The sequence below is a fragment of the Mycobacterium sp. NPDC049093 genome, assembly GCF_040704635.1.
Classification (GTDB): domain Bacteria; phylum Actinomycetota; class Actinomycetes; order Mycobacteriales; family Mycobacteriaceae; genus Mycobacterium.
In genome coordinates this window covers 324,719-346,941 of the sequence record NZ_JBEZJS010000005.1, presented here as the reverse complement: position 1 = coordinate 346,941, position 22,223 = coordinate 324,719, and the positions used below count along the sequence as shown (strand labels likewise).

Genomic DNA, 22,223 nt, shown 5'->3' with positions numbered 1-22,223 from the left:
GAGTAACTTGGGCATAGTTACCCGTCAGTAACTTAGCTTCCTTCAGCTCATAGTGACATTTAGGTGTTTCTTGCCGCTACCGAGGCTTACCTAACTTTGAGGTCACTGTGGTATGGATCTCAGCCCTGCGGCGCCAGCATCGCCCTCAGCATCGACAACATCTCGGTGCGGGATTCGGCTCCCAGACGCCGTCGGATGCGGGCCACATGGTGCTCGACGGTCTTCGCCGAGATGAACAACTGGCTGCCGATGTCGCGATAGGGCATGCCGAGCAGCAGCAGTTCGGCCACCTCACGTTCGCGGTCGGACAGCTTGGTCGACGAAGGAGCCGGTGCCTGCGGAGCGGCGCCGTGCGGCGGGGCCGAGACGACTTCGACCTCCTCGACCGCGCTGGTCTGCTTGAGGTCGCGGGCCAGTTGCAGCATCGCCTGGGACACCCGGGGATCCGGGGTCTGCAGTGCGGCCTGGCTGGCCAGCCGGGTGCCGTCCCAGGTCAGGCCGAACTGCGACAGCCCACGGGCCGCGATCGTGACCTCATCGGTGTCGACGTGATTGGCCAGCACCCGCAGCCAGATGCGCCCCGCATTGGCCAGCGCGCGGGCGAACGCGCTCTCACCGGCCGCCGCGGTCAGTGCCTGTCCGTGCGGGGCGACGGCTCCGGGCGAATTGGCCAGGATCCCGGCGTGCACGCCGGCCCAGTGCAGCGGCACCGACCACAACACCGGATTACCGAGCGCCGCGAGCAGGCTCCACGCCTCGGACAGTGTGTGTTCCAGGCGGTCGACCTGACGCATTCTGGCGCCGGCCACCCACAGCTCACCGAGCGGCAGCAGCGAGAACAGGTCGATCGAATACTCGGCGAGCACCTCGACCGCGGCATACCAGTGCTTCTGGACGGCGCCGCTGTCTCCGCTTCGCCGGGCGATCGCGGTACGCAACGCCGCCGCCCACAACGCGTCGCGACGGTGCAGATCCTCACCCACTTCGGCGGCGGCAGCATCCGCGGCGGCCGCGCCGAGCTGGCCGTCCTGCATCTTCACCCAGCCCAACAGCAGCCGGTGTCGAGCCGCGCTGAACGCCTCATCGCCGCTGCCGGCCCGCACCGCCCGGCTGATCACGCTGCGTGCCCGCACCGAGTCACCGCCGTGCAGGGCGGCCAACGTCACCAGGGCCGCCGGGGTATCAGGGGCGACGCTGCCGGCCTGATATTCCGCCGTGACCGCCTGTCCCAGCCGGGCCACGGTCACGGCGAACGGCTGATCCAGTGACAGCACCAGACCTTCGGCCAGGCTGCGTGCTGCCCGCGCCGTCGAGGTGGGTGGTCCGGCCGCCTCCGAGTTCGACGACGCCCGCGCCGCATCGGCGTCACCGGCGGCAAGGAAGGAGGTCGCGGCGGCTGAGCTGATCAAGGTGTCCGGATACGGGCCGAGCCACCGGAACAGGTCGGCGGCCTGGGCTGCACCGCCGTCGTGCATGGCGACGCTGGCCGCGACCCGCACCGCGGTGGCGCGTTCGGAGGGGTCCTCGGAGCCGAGCAACTCATCGGCCATGCGGGCTGCGGTGGTGCAGTCTCCGGCCAACGCCAGTGCGTCGGCCAGTCGCGTGCTCACCGCGGCAGCACCGGCCGTGACCGCGGCGCGGTAGAGCCGGGCCGCCCGCGCCGGCCGGGCCCGATTGTGGGCGGCGTGCTCGGCCAGCGCCTCGGCCAGCCGGTCATCGCGCAGTCCGTGCTCGGCCAGGCGTACCGCGAGGTCGGCAGACAAGGTCGACAGTTCGAGTTGCGAAGTGAGCAGGGAGGTTTCGATGTCGTGGTGGCGGGCGGCGCCAGCGATCTGGGCGAGCGATTCGTGTACCAACCGGACGAACCGCCGGTCGTGGGACGGCTCCACCAAGCCGCCGGCGCGAGCCCGATCCACCAGTGCCGACGCCTCGGCGCCGGTCAGCCGCAGTGCCGCGGCGACGTCGTCGGGGCCGAGATCGTGGCTGAGCGACAGGATCAGCAGCGCATCACGGGTGGCGTCGTCAACCAGGCGTAATCGGTGCAGCAGTGCGAACTTTGCCGCGTCGGCCGGGGCTTCGACCGCTTCCGCTGCTGCCCGCAACAGAAACGGCAGTCCGGCGGTCGCGGCCAGCACCGATCTCACGGTTTCCGCGGTGGCCGGTGATCCCAGCGCCGCGGTCAGCACCCGGCCCACCTCGGCTGCCGGCAGGGGGCCGAGCCGCAGTACCGGGTTCTCCCGCTCCAGCGCGGTGGCCAACGCATGCAACGGCGGGCGGTGGGTCAACGGCTCACACGCCGCCACCACCGTCGCCGACGAATCTGCGACTTTCTCTGCAAGACAGTCAATTTCGTCGTCGCTCAGCTGGTCTGCGTCGTCGACGACGAATGCCGCCTCGGCGGCATCGCCAGGTCGCGGAGCGCGGGTCAGCACGGTACGGCCGGCCTCGCGCAGTGCGCTACGGATCTCGGCGAGCACCGTGCTCTTGCCGGTTCCGATGCCGCCAGACAGGAGCAGCTTCACCGGCGCAGCCGGGTCGGCCAGTACCGCACCGATCGCCGACCGGGCAGCCAACGGAAGCTCCGGAACGGGTTCCGGTGCCGGGGCGGTCATCAGCGCCGACCTAGGCTCCGCCGCCTGGGGCCTCCGCCGCCGCAGTCGTGGTAACCGGCGGCTGGGTGGTGGTCGGCGGCTTCGTCGTCGTCGGAGGCTGCGTGGTCGTCGTCGGCGGTTGCGTCGTAGTTGTCGTTGTCGTCGGCGGCGTCGTGGTCGTTGTGGTGGTCGTCGTTGTCGTGGTGGTTGTGGTCGGACTGGTCGTTGTGGTGGTTTCCGGCGCAGACGTCGTCGTCTCCGGCGGTGGCGGTGGTGGCGGGACGACGACGGTGGTGGTCTTGACCCCGTCGGGCCCCTCGGTCACGGTCGTGATCGGCTCGGGCGGCGGCCCTTCCGGGGACGGACCCATCGAGTAGGTGGTGCTGGTCTCGGTGAGCGGGGTGGAATCCCCCTCGGAACTGGTCAACGTCACCGCGAGGCCGCCCGCGGCCAGCAGCACAGCCGCGGCCGCAGCCCCGAACAGGATCCCCGGGCGCTTGTACCAGGGCAGCGGCGCCGGTGCGGCGTCGAACATCTCCTCGTCATGGCTGAACTGGACGGGTGGCCGCGCCGCGGTCGTGCCCGGAGCGGTTTCGTACTCGCCGCCCGCATAGGGCACCGGTTCATTTCCAGGTGCATCGTCCTGCGACCAGGCCAGGGCGCTCCCTGCATCCCCGTCGTTGGCCGACGGTTGCGCCATGGTGGCACCCGCCGCCCAGGCAGCCGGACCGAGGCTGGTGGGGGCCATGCCGGTGGGAGCATCTGCAGCCGCCACCTCGGGGGCCATGCCGGTCGGTGCAGCGGCGTCGATGACGCGCTCGGCGACCAGAGCGGCGCCGAGGGCCACGTCGAGTTGTGGTCGCTGGGTTGTCACCACGGGGGCGCGCAACCGCTCGGACAGTCGCTGGGTCACCAGTGGGATCGCTGCTCCGCCGCCGACGGTGGCGACTGCGGTCACACTCGACAACGCAATGTTGTTGCGCTGCAAGGTGTCTTCAACGGCATCCAACAGGCCCGCCAGTGGCGCGGACATGAGTTGCTCTAGTTCTGGGCGGGTCACCCGGACATCGGAGTTGAAGCCCGGCAGTTCTGTGGGAATCGCCGTCGCGGTGTCGGCAGACAACCGCTCCTTGGCCTGACGGCATTCGGCCCGCAGCTTCGCCAGAGAACCGACCGCCGCGGTACCCGCCGGGTCGGCATCGTTGGCGGTCGCGATCCCGCTGAGCACGTGGTTGAGCAGCGCCTGGTCGATCTGATCGCCCGAGAAGTCGGGATAACGGAAAGTCGGTGCGATGGTGGCGAAATTGGCGCCGGCGTCGGCCAGCGTCAGGCTCGTCCCGCTGCCGCCGAAATCGCACAACACCACGACGCCGTCGGCGGGTAATCCCGGATCGGCCTGCAGCGCCGCCAGCGCGGTCAAGGAGTCGGGCACCAGTCCCGGCGGCACACCGGCCGGTGACAGCGCGGGCTTGTTGCGCAGTGCGCCACGCAAGGCGCCCACGGTGCTGGGACCCCAGTGCGCGGGTACCGCGATCACCACGGGCGCACCACCGCCGGCGGTGCGGGCCATGACGTCCAGGGCCTCGGCCAGTACCAGTTCACCGCGGTGCTGGGACCCGTCTGCGGCGACTAGGGGGACCGGGTCGCCGACGCGTTCCACGAAGCCGGCCAACGGCAACCCGCTGCCGGTGTACTCGCCAACGTCCGGCGCGCGGTCGCTGTGCAGCGTGAAAATCGATCGGCGGATCACCGGTTGGCGGCCTTCGCGGGCTGCCACCAGATTGGTCATCCCGATCGACAACCCCAGTGAGTCGGTCATCAGGCGTCACTCCTGTTGTCTCGGCCGACCCTCACCCTAACCGCTGAGGCATCCAGGGCCCGGCATTGTTCCCCTAGTGGCGTCAATCCCCTAATGTCCGCCCCCCTAATGGTGGGCGGGCAGGGGTGGGTTCGGCACCGATCCCAGCGTCCTCACAGCTGGCTAGCATTCGAAGCGAACCGTTGAGGAGGTGGAGCATGGCGAACACATTGTTGGACTTTGTGATGTCGCTGGTACGCGACCCTGACGCTGCTGCCCACTATGCCGCCGATCCGGCACAGGCCATCGCCGACGCGCATCTGACCGATGTGACCAGCGCGGACGTCAACAATCTGATTCCCGTCGTGTCGGAGTCGCTGTCGACTGCCGGCGGTGGCGGTGCCTTCGGCGACCTGGGTGCCGCCGACCCGGGCGGCAACGTCTGGGCCAGTGGCGCGGCCACGGCGGCGTTCGACGCCTTCGGCGATCACGTACCGGTCGATGCCCCCAACCACGCCTGGGATACGACGGCGGGTCAGGTGATCGACCAGTCGGACTCCCTGGACCATCTGGTGTCCTCCGGGCCGGTCATCGACGACGTCGGCGTCCTTCAACAGCCGCTCGACGACGTATCGCTGCAGCTCAACGAGCCGGTCATCGAGGACGTGCCCGTCGTCGATCCGGTATCGGATGCGGTGTGGGATCACCACGTCGTCGACACCGAGCATCACACCGACGACCCAGGCGGCTTCGATATCTTCGACTGAAACCAGCCGACCTACCAATAAGCGCGCGACCCATGTGGTCGCGCGCTTATTGCGTTTACCAGCGGAAACGTCAATAGATTTGGGGCCGCCGGCCTATGCCCCTACCAATCCCCTATGCCCCTATTGGGGGAACCCCCTGCACCCCGGGTGGGGGCGATGCGGGGAGGGGAATCGACCCCGTTTCCGGTGTTGCGGCGCGCCCATAACGTTGTCTCCAGATCGCCGGAGAGCCCGGCACGGGGAGTCACCAGACACTCCACAGAAACATCCGAAAGGTTGGAGCAATGACCACTCTGATCGACTTCATCCTCGAGCTCTTCCGCAGCCCGGCCGCCGCGGCGTCCTACGTCGCCAACCCCGAGGGTGCACTGCGGGACGCGGGACTGCCCAACGTGTCGGCCGCCCAGCTCGCCTCCGTGGCGGCATCGGCTGCCCCGGCCGGCATCGCGCTGGGCAACGGCGACCCGGTCTACGGACTGCAGCGGGCCGTGGCGGACTACCACAGCATCGCCTCCCCGTTCTCCCCGCAGACGGCCTTCACCTCGCAGCCGACGTTCGCACCGGAGACCAACACCGATTTCATGAGCGGTAACTCCACCGATCTGGCCAGCCACAACAACGTGCCGGTCATGAGCCCCAACCAGGACGCGGGCGCCAACGCTCAGCAGGGTGCGTTCAACCTGGGCTTCGGGGACATCACGCTGGGGGACAAGACCTCCAACACCGCCACCAACGGTGCGGTCGTGAACACCGGCCACGCCGACGGGCCCATCGTCACCGGCGACGGTGCGGTGCTCGGCCACGGCAACACCGTCAACAACGGTGATGTCTGGGCCGGCTCCGGCTCGCACGTCAACGTGGGTGAGGGCAACGCCATCGAGGACAGCTCGCAGCACGCAGGCGGCAACGTCATCTCCGGCAACGACGGCCCGGTGATCAGCGATGTCGACATGAGCGGCGGACACGGCGGGGGCGCCAGCGCCAGCGGTGGCGGCGGCCTGCTCGGCATCGGTGGCGGACACGCCAGCGGTGGTGACGGCGGCAACGCGGGCAGCATCGTGATCAGCGACAGCTCCAACCATGCTGTTGGCGGTAACCAGACCACCGCCGGTCACGACGTGGGCAGCGGTAATAGCAGCGTGATCGACTCGTCGGTGCACAGCTCGACCTCGACGTCGACCACGCACAGTGTCGAGGACAACTCGTCCAGCTACTCGTCGAACATCGCCTCGGGCAACGAGTCTCACACCGCTCTCGGGTCGGGCAACGAGACTCACACCGCGTTCGGGTCGGGCAACGAGTCGCACACCGCGCTCGGCTCGGGCAACAGCTACGACTCGCACTCGCAGTCCCACACCGACGTGGCGTCGCACAACCCGATCGAAACCGGGTTCGACGCCTTCTGATCCGCACTGCATCGCAACGGGCGGAGACCCCATCAGGGGGTCTCCGCCCCGTTCGTGCGCCTACGGTGGACTCCGCAGGAGGGAACGTTCAATGACCCAACCGACAACTCAGCCGACGCAACCGGGTGACCCGCGCAAGGTCAAGGTGATCGTCGAGCTCATCGACCACACCACCAAGATCGCCGCCGCGCGGGACCGCGGTGACCTGGTGGAACGGCTGAAAGTGGCCAATGTGCGGATCAACGATCCGCAGATCCGCGTGGTCATCGCCGGTCAGCTCAAACAGGGCAAGAGCCAGCTGCTCAACTCACTGCTCAACGTCCCCGTGGCGCGCGTCGGCGACGACGAGAGCACCGTGCTGGCCACCGTCGTCTCTTACGGGGACCAGCCCACCGCGCACCTGGTGGTGGCCCGGCCCGACGGCGCGGAACCCGAGCGGATCGCCATACCGCCCTCGGACCTGACCAAGGATCTGCGCCGGGCGCCCGAAGCCGGTGGACGCGAAGTGCTGCGCGTCGAGGTGACCGCGCCCAGCCCGCTGCTCAAAGGCGGACTGGCATTCATCGACACCCCGGGCGTGGGTGGCCATGGGCAACCGCATCTGTCCTCCACCCTCGGCCTGCTGCCCGATGCGGATGCCCTGCTGATGGTCAGCGACACCAGCCAGGAGTTCACCGAGCCGGAGATGATCTTCATCCGGCAGGCGATCGAAATCTGCCCGGTGGCAACGATTGTCGCGACCAAGACCGACCTGTACCCGCATTGGCGGCAAATCGTCGGCGCCAATGTCGGCCACCTGCAACGGGCCGGTATATCGACCCCGGTTACTCCAGTCTCCTCAATACTGCGCAGCCATGCGATCCAGCTCAACGACAAGGAACTCAACGAGGAGTCGAACTTCCCGGCGATCGTGAAGTTCCTGTCCGACCGTGTGCTCTCCCGTGAGAACGACCGGGTCCGCGATGAGGTGGTGGCCGAAATCCATTCGGCTGCAGAACATCTTCTGCTGGCAGTCGATTCCGAACTCTCGGCGTTCAACGATCCCGGTGAACGGGAGCGGCTGACCGCCGACCTGGAACGGCGCAAGGAGGAAGCTCAGGAGGCACTGCAGCAGACCGCCCTGTGGCAGCAGGTGCTCAACGATGGTATCGCCGACCTGACCGCCGACGTCGATCACGATCTGCGCCACCGGTTCCGCAACATCACCGCGCACACCGAGAAGGTCATCGACTCCGGCGACCCGACCTTGCACTGGGCCGAGATCGGCGCCGAACTGGAAGAAGCGGTGGCCACCGCGGTCGGCGACAACTTCGTGTGGGCGTACCAGCGGGCCGAGGCGCTCGCGGCCGAGGTGGCCCGCACCTTCACCGAAGCCGGTTTGGAGGCCGTGCAGCTGCCGCAGATCGACGCCCGCGACATGGGTGCGGGATTCGGTGAGATGAAATCGCTGGCGCGGCTGGAGGCCAAGCCGATCAAGGCCGGGCACAAGGTGATCACCGGTATGCGCGGCTCCTACGGCGGTGTGCTGATGTTCGGCATGCTCACCTCCTTCGCCGGGTTGGGCATGTTCAACCCGCTGTCCCTGGGCGCCGGCCTGGTGCTGGGCCGCAAGGCCTACAAGGAGGACATGGAGAACCGGATGCTGCGGGTCCGTGGGGAGGCCAAGACCAACACCCGCAAATTCGTCGACGACGTTGCGTTCGTCGTCGGCAAGGAATCCCGGGACCGGCTCAAAGGCATCCAACGTCAACTGCGAGACCACTACCGCGGAATCGCCAACCAGACCACGCGCTCACTCAACGAATCGCTGCAGGCCACCCTAATGGCGGCGAAGGTCGAGGAGAACGAACGCAATACCCGCGTCGCGGAACTGGAACGTCAGCAGAACATCCTCAAACAGGTCGTCCACCACGCCACGAATCTCGCGGGCGAGGGCGCCTAGGCTCCGGCGTAGGAGACAGCGATGACGATCACCGCAATCGCCGCGGTCAACGGAGCCGCCAGACAACCGATCAGCACTCCGAGACCGACCTGTGTCGCCTTGCCGCCCGAGAAGTAGAGCAGGCCTCCGATCGCGACCGCGATCAGCAGCGCGGGCAACACGAAGTAGAGCAGGAAGATCACGAAGTATCCCATTGTCACCGCGGCGAATTCGAATATGAGGCTGGTGACCAGAGCCGCCGCGAAGCTGAGAGGACCGAACTTGGTCGGCGCGGGGTTGTCCGTCATCCGTAGATCCAGAATGCGGCGACCATCCAGCCGATCAACACGGCTGCAGCCGAACCGGCGACAGCCAGACCGACGCCGCGCCAACGGGATGACCGGTCTTTGAGGAGCACGATGCTGATCACGAGGGCGATCACGGTTGACGTCGCGGCCCCGGCCGACATCGTCGTCCGGAATGTGGCGCCGTCAAACACCCACTTTCCTGCCGCCCAGGTGGTCGACAGGAAGAGGGCCATCACCAACTGGAAAACCAGCGGTACCGACCAGGTGGCGGTCCGCCAGGTGTCGGAACTGACGCTGCTCGCAGATTCCATGTTCTGCACCTCCGTGCCGGCGGACCGAGAGGCTGACCGCGCGATCGCCTCGGTGAATATTCAAGCGTGTTGGGCACGATTTAAGCTCGAAGGGTTACCCAGCGTCGAAAGGTTGGACCCCGCAGCGTGAGCACGGCCGATCAGGTGCGCTCGATTCTGGGCGGCACCATCAAGGCGTACCGGGGCGATCCGGCCTACCGCAATCGGCCCGATGTACACAACGAGCTCGACCGCATCGGGCGCAGGCTCAACCAGCCGATCCGCATCGCGTTGGCCGGCACGCTCAAGGCGGGTAAGTCGACGCTCGTCAACGCCCTGGTCGGGGAGGACATCGCGCCCACCGACGCCACCGAGGCGACCCGCATCGTCACCTGGTTCCGGCATGGGCCCACACCCAAGGTGACCGCCAACCACCGCGGCGGGCGGCGCGCCAATGTGCCGATCGCGCGGGACCCGCACGATCGCGGTCTCACCTTCAGCTTCGCCGGGCTGAACCCCGAGGACGTAGTCGATCTCGACGTCGAGTGGCCGGCCGCCGAGCTCATCGACACCACGATCATCGACACCCCGGGAACCTCGTCGCTGTCGCGAGACGTGTCGATGCGGACCCACCGGCTCCTGGTGCCCGAGGACGGCGTGCCCCGCGTCGATGCCGTGGTGTTCCTGCTGCGCACCCTCAACGCCGCCGACATCGCCCTGCTCAAACAGATCGGCGAACTCGTCGGCGGGTCGTCCGGTGCGCTCGGCGTCATCGGGGTGGCGTCGCGCGCCGACGAGATCGGTGCCGGGCGCATTGACGCGATGATGTCGGCCAAGGACGTGGCCAAGCGGTTCACCGAGGAGATGGACAAGACCGGGATCTGCCAGGCCGTGGTCCCGGTGTCCGGCCTGCTGGCGCTGACCGCCCGCACCCTGCGGCAAAGCGAGTTCGTCGCGCTGCAGAAGCTCGCGGGCATCGAGCCGGCCCAGCTGACGAAGGCCATGCTTTCGGTGGACCGGTTCGTGCGTGAGGACAGCTCGCTGCCGGTCGACGCAGCCACCCGCGCGGCGCTGCTGGACCGGTTCGGCATGTTCGGCATCCGGATCTCGATCGCGGTGATGCACGCCGGGGTGTCCGACTCCGTGGCCCTGGCCGACGAACTGCTGGAACGCAGCGGCCTGATCGCCCTGCGCGACGTCATCGACCAGCAGTTCGCGCAACGTTCGGAGCTGCTCAAGGCGCACACGGCGCTGCTGTCGTTGCGGCAGTTCGTGCAGCACAACCCGATCTACGCGACGCCCTACATCCTCGCCGACATCGACCCGCTGCTCGCCGACACGCACGCCTTCGAAGAGCTGCGGTTGCTCAGCCTGTTGCGCTCGCGCCCCACGACGCTGAACGAGGACGAGATGGCGTCGCTGCGCCGCATCATCGGTGGCTCGGGCACCGATGCGGCCAGCCGGCTCGGGCTGCAGCCCGATGCGCCGTTCGACGGTCCCCGCGCGGCTTTCGCGGCGGCGCAGCGCTGGCGGCGGCGTGCCGAGCATCCCCTCAACGACCCCTTCACCACGCGGGCCTGTCGGGCCGCAGTGCGCAGCGCCGAGGCGCTGGTGGCCGAGTACTCGGCGCGGCACTAACGAATCGGGCCCCGCCGCCGACATAGAGGTATGCGTGATTGCCTGGGGTTGTCCGTGGGGGCGACCAATCTGGTGGCGATCGCCGACCACACGCCGTTGGTGCGGCGGGCGGTGCTCACCGTGTCCGGGCATCGTGGGCCGGTGATCGGTGCGCCGTCCTCGGCCGATGGCGAGCTGGTGTTGACCGATTTCGTGGGACGGGTCGGCGATCCGGTGCCGCTGGTCGCCGCCGACGGCTCGACCCATCGCGCGGAGCAGTTGTTGGCCTCGGCGATCGAGGCGCTGACGCGTGAGGTCAGCCCCGCGCACCGTCCGGATGCGTCGGTGGTGGCGGTGCCCGCGCATTGGAACTCGGCGGCCTTCGATTCTGCGCGACGGGCGATGCCCGGCGTCCGGGTGGTTCCCGATTCCGTCGCAGCGTTGACGGCCATTCAGTCGTACCCGGGTCTGCCCGCCCGTGGCGCGGTCGCCCTGTGCGACTTCGGCGGGACCGGCACCAGCCTGACCTTGGCCGACGCTGCCGCGGGATTCGCGACCATCGGCCAGACGGTGCGGTTCGACGAGTTTTCCGGCGATTTGATCGACCAGGAACTGCTGCGACTCGTCCTGCGCAATCTGGAGGCCGAACCCGCCGGTACCGCAGCGGTGACCACACTGGCCCGGCTGCGGGATGAGTGCCGCGACGCCAAGGAACGGTTGAGCGATCAGAGCGCCACCAGCCTGGCCGGAGTTCGCAGCGCGATGAGGCTCACCCGTGCCGAGCTCGACGCGGTCGTGGACGGACCTTTGAGTGGCGTTATCGAAGTCCTGCTGGACCTGCTGCGCCGCAACGGTATTCACCCCGCACAGCTTGCGGCGTTGGTCACCGTCGGCGGCGGAGCGCGGATACCACTTGTCACCCAACGGCTTTCATCGGCTTTCCGGCTTCCGGTCACCACCGTGCCGCAGGCCCAGGTGATCGCTGCGGTCGGAGCCGGCCTGCTGGCCCGACGCGGGGTCGACGAGACCGCGACGCAGGTGGCGGTTGGGCCGGTGGCTGCTCCTGTGGCTGCGTCTGCTGTCTCGGCTTGGGCTTCGGCGACCGGCACGGTGGCCGCGTCCGCCCTGGCCTGGTCGGTGGAAGATTCGGCGGCTGAGGTCGCCGAGTTCATTCCCGAATCGGTGACCGAGGATTCGGCCCGCCCCGAATTCGTGTTCTCCGAACCACCTGTGGCGCCCGCTCCGGCGCGTGTTGCCTGGTACCGGCGCGGCGGCGTGGTGGCCTATGCGGCGGTGTTCCTGGCCGTTGTCGGCACCGTCGGCATGGTGTTGTCGGCTCGCGCCGACCGCCTCGACTCCGCGGTATCCGGACTGACGGCGCCGCAGACGGATCCGGCTGAGTCCCCGCTGGCCCAGTCCGCGCCCGCACCGCCGACTCGGACCGTGGTGGTGCGTGATCCATCCTGGCCAGGTCCTGGCACTGGCACTGGGACTGGTACTGGTCGTGGTGAGCCCGCACAGGCTGCGCCGCGCCCGGCGGCCGCGCCACGGATGGTGCAGAGCGCACAGAGTCCACCTGTTCCGCAGCGAGTGGTTCCCGCGCCGCAGGCACCTCTGCCACCGCCGGCCGCTCCGGCACCCGCGCCGCTGCCTGCGCCTCCGGTAGCACTGCCGCCGATTCCGATGCCGCCGTTGGTATTTCCGCCCGTCACGCTTCCGCAGTTGCCGATCCCGACGTTCACGCCGCCGGTGCCTGCGCCCAGCCCGTCGCCGACTCCTTCACCGACGCCAGAGCCGACACATACGCCGGAGCCGACGCCTGAGCCCACACATACGCCGGAGCCGTCGCATTCGCCCGAGCCCACGCACACGCCGGAGCCCACCAAGGCACCCGAGCCCACGCCCGCAGCCACGCCCACCTCAGCTGCGCCCGCGCCCTGAACCGCTTACGTGGCGGATTGCTGCTTGATAGTGACTGCAATCCGCCGCACTGAGTGCCGAGCCAGCTAGGGGTTGCCTGCGGGCGGCGCCGTTGTCGTCGTCACCGGCGCAGTCGTGGTTGTCGTCGGCGGGGCCGTCGTCGTGGTCGTGGTCTCGGTCGTCGTGACGGGCTCAGTAGTCGTGGTCGTGGCGGTGGTTTCCTCGACAGTGGTGGTCGGTACGACCGTCTCGGTGACGGTGTGAGTCGGCGCCGGAACCACCGGGGCCGAGGTGGCGACCGATGTCGTGGTGGTTGCCGTGGTCGACGTGGTCGACGTGGTGGTAGTGGTGGTCGTCGACGGGGAATCGGACGAGAACAGCTGCACCAGGGCATAGATGACCAGCGCGGCGATGACTGCACCCCCAGCGCCCATGCCGATCAGCGCGGCGGGCTTGCGGTACCACGGGACGGGCTCGGGAGTGGGCGGCGCGGGCGCTTCGGAATACTCGCCGTAGCTGGGCGCGTACTGGGTGGGCTCGTCGTCGTCGTAATAATTCGACACGCGCCGATGGTAGGCGCGGTCAGCCGCCCGGCGGGGGATACAGCGTGCGTGTCACGTTGGTGCGCGGCCGGTAGTGCGTCGTGGGGTACTCGCCGTAGTCGGCGCCCGGCTGCGTGTACGACGGCGAGGTCGTTGTCGTGGTGGTCGTCGTTGTCGTCGTAGTGGTGGTCTCGGACGACGTGGTGGGCGAGGTCTCGGTCGTCTCCGACGGCGTGGTGGTCGTGGTATCGGACGGCACGACGAACTCGGTGGTCACCGGCAGGCGGGAGGTGGTGGTCCGGGTCGTGGTGGACTTCGTGGTCTTCGAGGTCGACGTATAGGTGGGCGGGACGAAATCGATGGGAGCGTCCTCGGGTCCTCCGGAGCTGGTCAGCGAGATCACCGCCCACAGCACCAAGCCGATCACGGCGAGGGCTGCAGCGCTGGCCCCCGCGACTGCCGGCGTCGAGTGATGCCAGGGCGCCTCGGGAGGCTGCCCCTGATCGTCCTCGTCACCGGCCACGGGCACCGATACTATGCCCGGCCCTGAAGCGGGCTTCGGTCAGCTCAACTGACGGATGACATCACCGGCGAAGAGCTCGAGATGATCCAGATCCGACTGGTCGAGCATTTGCAGGTAAACCCGCTGCACACCGGCCTCCAGGAAGGGGCCCAGCTTGTCGACGATCTCGGCGGGCGTACCGACCAGCGGTGAATTGCTGCGCAGCTCGTCGACCTCGCGGTTGATCGCCGCGGCGCGTTCGGCAATCTGCGCCTCGTCGCGGCCCGCGCACAGCACGAACGCCGCCGAGTAGGTCAGGGAGTCCGCGGCTCGTCCGGCCGCGACCACCGCGTCGGCCACCCGCGCGAACTGCGTCTTGAGGGTGTCCAGCGGCACGAACGGGATGTTGAATTCCGCCGCGAACTCGGCAGCCAGCGCCGGTGTGCGCTTGGCGCCCATGCCGCCGATGATGATCGGAACGGACGACTGCGTGGGCTTGGGCAGGGCCGGTGAGTCGACGACTGTGTAGTGCTTGCCGGTGAAGTCGAACGTCTCGCCGACGGGCGTTCCCCACAGGCCGGTCAGGATGCGCAGCTGTTCTTCGAGCCGGTCGAATCGCTCGCCCAGGGGCGGGAACGGGATGGCGTAGGCCTGGTGCTCGGCCTCGAACCAGCCGGCACCGAGGCCCAGTTCGACACGGCCACCACTCATTTCGTCGACCTGTGCCACCGAGATGGCCAATGGTCCAGGGTGGCGGAAGGTGGCCGAGGTGACCATGGTGCCAAGCCGGATCGTCGAGGTCTCGCGGGCGATGCCGGCCAGCGTCACCCAGGAGTCGGTCGGCCCGGGCAGCCCGTCGCCACTCATCGCCAGGTAGTGGTCAGACCTGAAGAACGCCGAGTAGCCGAGCGCTTCGGCGGCGCGGGCCACCGCGAGCTGATCGGAGTAGGTAGCGCCTTGCTGGGGTTCGACGAACACACGGAAATCCACGGATGCCAGCCTATCGGCGATCTCAAGTGGGCGGCTGCTGACTGAGTTCGTCAAACCTCGCGAGCGCCGCATCGCGGTCCGACTCTTCGAATAGCTCGCTGCGACTGATCAGATCGCCTTCGACCATCATGATGTCGATCCCCCGCCAATCGGCCTCGAAGCCCTCGGGCGTGGCCCCTTCCGCCGCATGAGTGATGACCGCGCCGCAGCCGCTCAACCGGTGTACGGATTCGACGTAGATGCGACCTTCGGGCATGTCGTCCCACGAAGAACGGATGTATGCGTTCAGGCCACCGGGCTCGAAGGAGGTCGCTCGGTGGTGGTCGATATTCACCCAGTCGGGCGTGGTCGAGGGTAGTTCGTGACGGTTGGCCGCGGCGATGGTTCGTGTGATCACTGACCAGGTATGCGCATAGGCCGAAGCCTCGCCAGCGAGGTAGCGGGCATCCAACTCGGCGAGGGCAGAGTCGATGTCGTCTAGGTCGAACACGACGATCGCCAAAATTCGCTCATTCGCGTCGATCTCGACCACCTGCAAGTCGTCGATGCTGAATCGATCCGGCTCGCTTCCGGACTTACTCACCTGAACACGAGTGAGAGCGAGGTGATCTCCACGGATCGCGATGGTTGTGACGTCGTCGGTTTTCAGTCCGACGTCGACGACGGCATGGCCGTGTGCGATCACGGCGTCACGGCCGTGCCGCGAACCGTCACCCACAAACCGGCGGCGATCGTCGATCGCGGCATCACGGTACAGCGCTTCGGACACAGCCTCCCAGTCACCTGCGGCGTAATTGTTGTGGATACGTTCGAATATGCGGGATGCCGAGTTGCACAGCCGTGGCACTGGCTGGATAAGTTCATCAAACCTCGCGAGTGCAGCGTCGAGGTCTGCCTCGTCGAACACTTCGCCGAGCCTGATTCGGTCGCCTTCCACGGTCAAAATGCAAACGTCCCGCCACTCGGCATCGAAACCCTCTTGAGAGGTTGCTGTCGCCATATGAGTGACGACCACTCCGACGTCACTGAGCCGATGAACCGCCTCGACGTAGATGGTGGCTTGTGTCGTGATGTCCCAGATCGCGCGGAGTGACGCTCCCAGACCACCGGCCGCGATAGCGACTGTTCGCCGGTGGTCGACATCCGTCCAATTTGGTGTGGCCGCGGGAAGCTGATGCCGATTCAGCGCAGCGTATGTGCTTATGGTCGTCGACCACGTCTGCGTATGGGTCGCGGCCTCACCTGCGAGGTAGCGGGCATCGAGTTCTTTGAGTGCGGCGTCGAAGTCGTCGGAGTCGAAGGTGACGACGGCGGCGATGAGCCCGTGGTCGTCCAACGCAATGATCTCGAGAATTTCCACATGGAACCCGTCGACCTGCTCATCGCGGTTTGCATATCGGGAGCGCCTGAGTGCGAGGCGCTCACCGCGCGTCGCAATGACGGTTGCCGCTGTGTTCCTGACGCCGAGCCCAGCGACCGCGCGGGCATCTTCGAGGGCGGCATCCCGACCGCGACGGATTCCGGTGCTTACGATGTGTCGGCGGTCCTCACTGACCATGTTGTCGGCCAGCATGGCCTCCATCGCATCCAGATCCGGTTCAATAAAACACTTCTGCAAGCGCTCGTACGTGCGGCTCGCCGCGTTGCTTGGCTGTGCCGGGCGACTGAGTTCGTTGAACCGTGCGAGCGCAGAATCGAGGTCTGCCTCGTCGAAGACCTCCAAGCTGCTGAGCTGCTCGCCATCGACGGTGAGGATGATGACGTCCCGCCACTCGGCGTCGAAGCCCTCTTGCGAGGTGCCTTTCAACACTTGGGTAAAGAGCGCTCCGGAATCACTGTGCCGATGTACAGCCTCGATATAGAGGTTGATGTCCGGCGCGACATCCCATGTCGCATGGATGTACGGGGTGATGTCACCGGGTTCGAATGCTGTCGCGCGCCGGTGATCGATAGTTACCAAGCTCTGTGTCGTCATCAACGGCTCACGCCGGTTGAAAGCCGCCACATTCCGGGCGATGACCGACCACATTTGTGCGCACGCCGCCGCCTCACCGGCGAGGTACCGCGCGTCGAGTTCTTCGAACGCGGCGTCGAAGTCGTCGGGATCAAAAACAATACGTGCCAGAACTTGGTTGTCGGCGTTCACCTCGATGATGTCTAGAAGGTCGCTGCGGAAGGACTCGGATCGCTGGTCTGTCGCCGATGCACGGCACCGACTCAACGCGAGGTGTCCGCCACGGGTTGCGATGATTTCTAACTGGAGTTTCGTGACCCCGACATCGGCAATGCTCGAAATCTCGGCGATCACCGCGTCACGTCCCTGTTGGCGGCCGGCGTTCACCACTCGACGACGATCCTCGGTTGAAATGTCCTCCGCCAGGATCTCCCGAATAGCGTTCCAATTTCGAACGGCGAAGTTCGCCAAGATGTTCCGGTACACGCGACTTGCTGTGTTCTCCGGTCGCCGGCCGAGTTCGTCGAACCTGGCCAATGCAGCGTCGAGGTCCGACTCGTCGAAGATTTCGCAGCGGGTGATGAGCTCGCCGTCGACCATCAAAAGCTCCACGCCCTTCCACTCAGCGTCGAACCCGTCGTCTGATGTGCCCCGCGCGATGCTCGCCACGACCGCTCCCGATTTTGTCAGCCGATGCACGACGGTGGGGTGGATACGGATATCGGGTGTGTCTTGCCAGGAGGCTTGGATGTAGGCAATCTGGTCACCGGTTGCGAAACCTGTTCCGCGCCGGTGATCGATGTTGACCCAATCCGGCGATATCGGTGGAACCTCGCGCCTGTTCAGTGTGGCGAACGCGCGCGAGATGACGGACCATGTTTCGGAATACGGCGCCGCATCACCTGCAAGATATCGAGCATCGAGTTCGGCGAGCGCCGCGTCCATGTCGTCGACGTCGAACCATGTTTGCGCGGCGATTCGGCCGCCCTCATCGATGCTGTACACCTGGAGCAGTTCGTCCCGTGGTGCGCCGGGGCTTTCATCGACAGTGCCCAAGGTGAGCCGTGCGAGAGCCAGGCGTTCTCCTCGTACGGCGATAATGACATGGCTCGCGCGCATGACTCCGTTCTCGAGATCGCACCTCGTCTGGTGCACCACGTCGCGCGGTGCGAACTCGGTCCGCTTGAAGCCGACGAGCTTGCGCCTACTCTCGATGTAGCCTTCGGGGGCGAACACCTCCTCAAATTCGTCCCACGCCTCGGCATCGATAGCGGCCACCGCTCGTCCGCTTGCCTGTGTGCAGGAAGTATCCAAATACCGTTGGGGCACTTGCGACTTAGCGTTTAGTTGCAGCGCCTCGAATCGCGCGTGCTGGGCGTCGAGTTCGGCCATTGCGGCATCGATGTCGTCGAGGTCAAACGAAATGTGCAGACATACTCGGTCGTCCTCATCGATCCCCATCAGCCGAAGCAGCTCGTCTTGCGGTGCTCCGGGGCTGCCGTCTACCGTGCCCAACGTCAATCGAAAGAGTGCCAGCCGTTCTCCTCGGACAGCGAGCACCACGCGATCGATACGAGCCACACCCGCGTCAAGGTAACCTTGTGCCGACCGTACCCACACACCGGGTGGACAGTCGACGCGCTCAAACCCGACTATCCGCCGCCGGTTCTCAACGGTGACGTTGGGTGCGAGCATCGGCTCGACCTCTGCCCAGGCTCCGCGTGCAACAGCATCGTGCAACCGACTGATCACTCGCAAACATTGGTTGTCCCGTTCGGCGACAGGAGCTTCAACTGCAGTGTCCCAAGCCGGCGAAACCTGGTGCCCGAAAATACGGCATGCCTTCTCCACAAGCGCCACAGCGCCTTTGCGTCCGTACAGATCCGCCGCCCGCTCCGCTGCAGCCCGTGCTCCCGCAACGTCGCCGGCGTCGCCCAGCACCGTCGCCAAAGCCAGGCATGCGTCACCGTGATCGACCAAGGCGTCGGTGCGTTCGGCAATGGCCACGGCCTCTTCGGCTACTCGTCGGGCCTCTGCATGGGCGCCCGCGCGGGAAAGCAGCTGTGCCCGAACAGTCCGCCACGCGATCGACGCCTTCAGTGCGTGCCCGGCAAGTCGCTCACTCTCCGAACACAATTCGTCGGCCTCGACGTCCCGGTCCAGCCAGAGGCAGGCGCGTGCCAACAGAGCGGCCGACTCCGCCGTGTCGGCGTCCAGGCCCATCCGGCGGAAGCCGTTGTAGGCCAGGCGAAGATGCAGCTCGGCTGCAGCGGGATCGCCGAGCACCAGTTCTACGATGCCGGCGAAGTGGTCGACTTCAAGGAGAGCGTGGCGCAAGCCCAGGTCGGTCACGGTGCGCGCCGCGGAGTCGATCATCCGTCGAGCTGCTGCGGCCCGGCCACGGAACGCCTCCAACACAGCCTGGCAGCGTGTCGACGTTGCTTCGACCGCAGGAGAATCGGTTGTAATCCGTAGCAGTCGTACTACGTCAAGACATCGTCCGCCTGCACGCGGAACGGGATTGGGTCCCCACAGTGCCGCCAGAGGGGCACCCGCCAGCACCGCGTTCACCAGCCGGTGTTCACGTGCCTGGCGCGCCGCCGTGAGCGCGTTGTCCAAAGCCAGCTCGCAGTCGGCGACATGTCCGAGGCGCGCCAGGCATCCCGCCCGCACGGTGTGCGCCTTCGCTTCCCCTGCGGCGTCATGTAATTCGGCCAGCCTGACGGCAGCCTCAGCCACCGCGCATTCGATTTCGTCCAGGCGTTCGGGGTCGACGAGCATCGAGAGCTGACCCTCGAAGCACGTCGCCCATGCAGCGAGACGCGCTGAATGGCGTGTGCCCTCTTTCAGTTGCGATACCGCACTAGTCGCCGAGGACACATCGCCCGCGGCCAGCAGCGCCTCGCACCGCGCCACCAGGAGTTCGACGCGCTGGTCGTCGCGGTCGGGCAGCTCGTCGTCCAGTTCGTCCAGCGCGTGCAGGGCATGGTCGTAGAGGTCGGCGGCGCCTTCGTACGCCAGTCGTGCCATAGCCTGGTCCGCGGCACGGCGGCAGTATTCGACGGCCTTGAGTGCGTTTCCCGCCCAGGCACATTCGAAGTAGTGGTGAGCCAGCTCAGACAAGAGCTCGGCGTCGGCGCCCGGCATCGTCTCCAACGTCGTGGCGATCCGCTGGTGTAGCCGCATGCGACGTACGGAGGCGAGTTCAGCGAGCAGAGATTGCCGGACGATGGCGTGGTTGAAGCGGTAGAGACCACCGGGTTCCTCGATGACGATGCCAGCCTGGCAAGCCTCGTCGAACGCATCGACGAGATCCTGGCCGATCACGTGCTCAACCAGGTCGAGGGAGAACTGACTTCCGACCACCGCAGCCGCGGCCAGTGCCTTGTTGGTCTCCGCAGGGAGCCGAGAAAGTCTGCGGCTCACGGCTTCCCGGACCCCCTGCGGCAGCGTGCTCGGGTCCCAGTGTCCACCGCTTTCCTCCACGTGGCGCAATGCCTCGATGAGGAAGAACGGGTTGCCACCCGTGACCGATGCCAACGCGCGGGCCAACTCTTCGTCGTCGTATCCGGCCTCGGCGACGAACGCGCTGACGTCGTCCTCGTCGAGGCCGCCCAGGGCAATGCGATTAGCACTGCCGTCGCGGTGAAGGTGGGCCAGCATCGCCGCCAAGGGGTGCGACCGGTCGAGGTCGGTACTTCGATACGTCCCGATGATCTGGACGCGGGCGTGCTCGCCGAAGCGCAGAAGATGGCGTAGGAGCAGGAGCGTGGGTTTGGCCGCCCAGTGAAGGTCGTCGAGTACCAGGACGATGGGCACGTCTACCGAGGCGAGACCCAACAGTGCGACGACCGCGTCGAACAGCGCATAGCGTTCGGTGTCGGGATCGCCGCGCGGCGGTGCCGCGAGATCGGGGAGAACGTCGGACAAACCCGGAACCAGCGGTAGTAATGCCTCGACGCCGCGCAGCCCGCGCAGGCGGGCGGTACCGATGCAGGGCACGAGCGTGCGCAGGGCTTCCGCGAAGGGTTGATACGGAGCGCCGAGGTCCTCGTCAGAACGTCCGTACAGCACTACCGCACCCTGCTCGTAGGCCTGCCGGCCCCATTCGCCGGCTAGACGGGTTTTGCCCACCCCGGGTTCGCCCGCGATCAGGACCGCGCGGGTGCCGCCGGTAAGCGCCGATTGCCATGCGGCGACAAGCTCTGCGAGCTCGTGATTACGTCCGACGAAAGGACCGGGTCCGCCGAGCACTGTGGGCATCATCGGCCGATCGATCGTGGTATCGCCTGCCGGCGGCGGATTTTCGTCGGTCTGTAGACGGAGTTCGAAAACATGCTCAGGGCGCGTCAGGTTCTTCAGCTGCCGCATGCCGAGGTCGGCGAGCGCGACGTCGTCGGGCAGGGAGTCGATCACCAGCTCGGCCGTCCCGCCCGAGCACAAGGTCTGGCCACCGGAAGCGAGCGAGCGCAGTCGGGCGGCGCGGTTGACGGCCCGACCGAAATAGTCGCCGTCGCGAAGCTCGGCTTCCCCGGTGTGCAATGCGACCCGGATACGCATGGGGTCGGCCGGCGCCCACGGCTCGTGAAAGATGGCATCCTGCAACTCGATCGCGGCAGCCGCGGCGGCGGACGGGCGGTCGAAGACCGAGAAGGTGGCGTCGCCCTCCCCGCGCGTCTTGATCAGCCGACCTCCGCGAGAGGTGACGATCTGTTCGACGAGTTCGTCGTGGCGGGCGAGTGCCACAGCCATGGCGTCGGCGTCGGCCTCCCACGCGGCAGTGGACCCCTCGATGTCGGTCAACAGGAACGTCACGGCACGCGTCACTGACGGAACATGTTGGATCGCAGGGATATCGAGTTCGGTATCCTGTGCGACGATGGCGGCCTCCAGCCGCCGGAGCTCCGGTCCCGGGTCGACACCGAGCTCATCAGCCAGCAGCGACCGGGCCCGTCGGTACGCACCGAGCGCCTCACCCTGCCTGCCTGCCCGATAGAGCGCGAGCATCAGCTGACCCCAACGTCGCTCGCGCAACGGCGCATCCGCCACCGCTGCCTCGAGGTCGCCGACGACCTCCGCGGCACGGCCGGTCGCGAGGAGCGCGTCGGCCCGGTCCTCGACCAGTGCCGCATGGGCCTCGATCCACCGGGTCTTCTCGGACACACCCCGCCGTCCGTCGGGAAGTTCCGGGACGCCTCGCCACAAACTCGCCGCCTCATCGAACCGGATGAGCGCAGCGCTGGTGTCTCCCGCGGCCAGGGCGTCCCGGCCCGCTTTCGTGAGCGACTGAAACCGCGCGGCATCGGTCTCGGCCGTGTTCAGGCGCCAGCCGGTCCCTTCGGTCAGCACGAAGCCGTCGCCGAGGGTGTGACGAAGTGAGGAGATGTGAGTCTGTAGCGCCTTGGCGGCAGTGCGTGGTGGATCGTCGCCCCAGAGCAACTCCATGAGCACATCGGCCGGCACCACCGAACCGCCGTGCAGACCCAGCATCGTGAGGATGGCGCGCGGCTTCGCGCCCGGCACTGCGACGGGCGCACCGTCCAATCGGACCTGAAGAGGTCCCAAAACCCCCAGCTCCACCGATAAAAGCGTACTCACGCGCTGATCGTCAGGGTGG

Annotated in this window: 13 protein-coding genes; 5 read left to right on the top strand and 8 right to left on the bottom strand. The window is 67.1% G+C overall.

Annotated features, from left to right (window positions below; all coding sequences use genetic code 11):
- Positions 1-119: 119 nt before the first annotated feature.
- The gene (gene iniR / locus AB0876_RS21950) at positions 120-2,612 is read right to left on the bottom strand and encodes an isoniazid response ATPase/transcriptional regulator IniR (protein WP_491842029.1); all 2,493 of its coding nucleotides are present in this window, start codon (positions 2,610-2,612) and stop codon (positions 120-122) included.
- Positions 2,613-2,622: 10 nt separating this feature from the next.
- Positions 2,623-4,410, bottom strand: a complete 1,788-nt coding sequence (locus tag AB0876_RS21945; RefSeq protein WP_526042940.1) for an Hsp70 family protein — start codon at positions 4,408-4,410, stop codon at positions 2,623-2,625.
- A gap of 197 nt (positions 4,411-4,607) precedes the next feature.
- Here AB0876_RS21945 and AB0876_RS21940 point away from each other — a divergent pair, with 197 nt between their 5' ends.
- From AB0876_RS21940 to iniA, 3 genes are all read left to right on the top strand, one after another.
- A complete protein-coding gene (locus tag AB0876_RS21940; RefSeq protein ID WP_491842027.1) occupies positions 4,608-5,156 on the top strand; it encodes an Rv0340 family IniB-related protein in 549 nt (182 codons plus the stop codon).
- Positions 5,157-5,440: 284 nt separating this feature from the next.
- Positions 5,441-6,562 (top strand): IniB N-terminal domain-containing protein, encoded by a 1,122-nt coding sequence (locus AB0876_RS21935; RefSeq protein ID WP_055110714.1) that lies wholly within the window; start codon positions 5,441-5,443, stop codon positions 6,560-6,562.
- A 91-nt stretch (positions 6,563-6,653) separates the two neighbouring features.
- Positions 6,654-8,504, top strand: a complete 1,851-nt coding sequence (gene iniA, locus AB0876_RS21930; RefSeq protein WP_526042939.1) for an isoniazid-induced dynamin-like GTPase IniA — start codon at positions 6,654-6,656, stop codon at positions 8,502-8,504.
- On the opposite strand, the gene AB0876_RS21925 is transcribed toward iniA, so the two are convergent.
- Together AB0876_RS21925 and AB0876_RS21920 are read right to left on the bottom strand one after the other, a co-directional pair.
- Complete coding sequence (locus tag AB0876_RS21925) at positions 8,501-8,791, bottom strand: hypothetical protein (RefSeq protein WP_526042938.1); 291 nt, start codon at positions 8,789-8,791, stop codon at positions 8,501-8,503. The genes iniA and AB0876_RS21925 overlap by 4 nt on opposite strands.
- Positions 8,788-9,102: a hypothetical protein gene (locus tag AB0876_RS21920; RefSeq protein WP_491842024.1), complete on the bottom strand. Its 315-nt coding sequence runs from the start codon at positions 9,100-9,102 to the stop codon at positions 8,788-8,790. Before AB0876_RS21920 ends, AB0876_RS21925 begins: the two co-directional genes overlap by 4 nt.
- Positions 9,103-9,228: 126 nt before the next feature.
- Here AB0876_RS21920 and AB0876_RS21915 point away from each other — a divergent pair, with 126 nt between their 5' ends.
- Both AB0876_RS21915 and AB0876_RS21910 read left to right on the top strand, forming a co-directional pair.
- Positions 9,229-10,719 carry a dynamin family protein gene (locus tag AB0876_RS21915; RefSeq protein WP_526042937.1) on the top strand — a complete coding sequence of 497 codons (1,491 nt, stop codon included), beginning with the start codon at positions 9,229-9,231 and terminating at the stop codon, positions 10,717-10,719.
- Between the two features lie 54 nt (positions 10,720-10,773).
- Positions 10,774-12,639, top strand: coding sequence for an Hsp70 family protein (locus AB0876_RS21910; RefSeq protein ID WP_526042936.1), 1,866 nt, complete (start codon positions 10,774-10,776; stop codon positions 12,637-12,639).
- A 65-nt stretch (positions 12,640-12,704) separates the two neighbouring features.
- On the opposite strand, the gene AB0876_RS21905 is transcribed toward AB0876_RS21910, so the two are convergent.
- From AB0876_RS21905 to AB0876_RS21890, 4 genes are read right to left on the bottom strand one after another with little or no spacing between them, the layout of a single operon-like run.
- Positions 12,705-13,181 (bottom strand): hypothetical protein, encoded by a 477-nt coding sequence (locus AB0876_RS21905; RefSeq protein ID WP_526042935.1) that lies wholly within the window; start codon positions 13,179-13,181, stop codon positions 12,705-12,707.
- A 19-nt stretch (positions 13,182-13,200) separates the two neighbouring features.
- Entirely contained in the window at positions 13,201-13,683 is a 483-nt protein-coding gene (locus AB0876_RS21900; RefSeq protein WP_491837215.1) for a hypothetical protein, read from the bottom strand.
- Between the two features lie 39 nt (positions 13,684-13,722).
- Positions 13,723-14,652 (bottom strand): LLM class F420-dependent oxidoreductase, encoded by a 930-nt coding sequence (locus AB0876_RS21895; RefSeq protein WP_491837214.1) that lies wholly within the window; start codon positions 14,650-14,652, stop codon positions 13,723-13,725.
- Between the two features lie 22 nt (positions 14,653-14,674).
- Positions 14,675-22,186 (bottom strand): ATP-binding protein, encoded by a 7,512-nt coding sequence (locus tag AB0876_RS21890; RefSeq protein ID WP_526043048.1) that lies wholly within the window; start codon positions 22,184-22,186, stop codon positions 14,675-14,677.
- Positions 22,187-22,223 lie beyond the last annotated feature (37 nt).

Excerpts from the sequence above, each read along its gene's own strand:
- iniR (WP_491842029.1), bottom strand. The coding sequence starts at position 2,612 with ATGACCGCCCCGGCACCGGAACCCGTTCCGGAGCTTCCGTTGGCTGCC.
- AB0876_RS21945 (WP_526042940.1), bottom strand. The coding sequence starts at position 4,410 with ATGACCGACTCACTGGGGTTGTCGATCGGGATGACCAATCTGGTGGCA.
- AB0876_RS21940 (WP_491842027.1), top strand. The coding sequence starts at position 4,608 with ATGGCGAACACATTGTTGGACTTTGTGATGTCGCTGGTACGCGACCCT.
- AB0876_RS21935 (WP_055110714.1), top strand. The coding sequence starts at position 5,441 with ATGACCACTCTGATCGACTTCATCCTCGAGCTCTTCCGCAGCCCGGCC.
- iniA (WP_526042939.1), top strand. The coding sequence starts at position 6,654 with ATGACCCAACCGACAACTCAGCCGACGCAACCGGGTGACCCGCGCAAG.
- AB0876_RS21925 (WP_526042938.1), bottom strand. The coding sequence starts at position 8,791 with ATGACGGACAACCCCGCGCCGACCAAGTTCGGTCCTCTCAGCTTCGCG.
- AB0876_RS21920 (WP_491842024.1), bottom strand. The coding sequence starts at position 9,102 with ATGGAATCTGCGAGCAGCGTCAGTTCCGACACCTGGCGGACCGCCACC.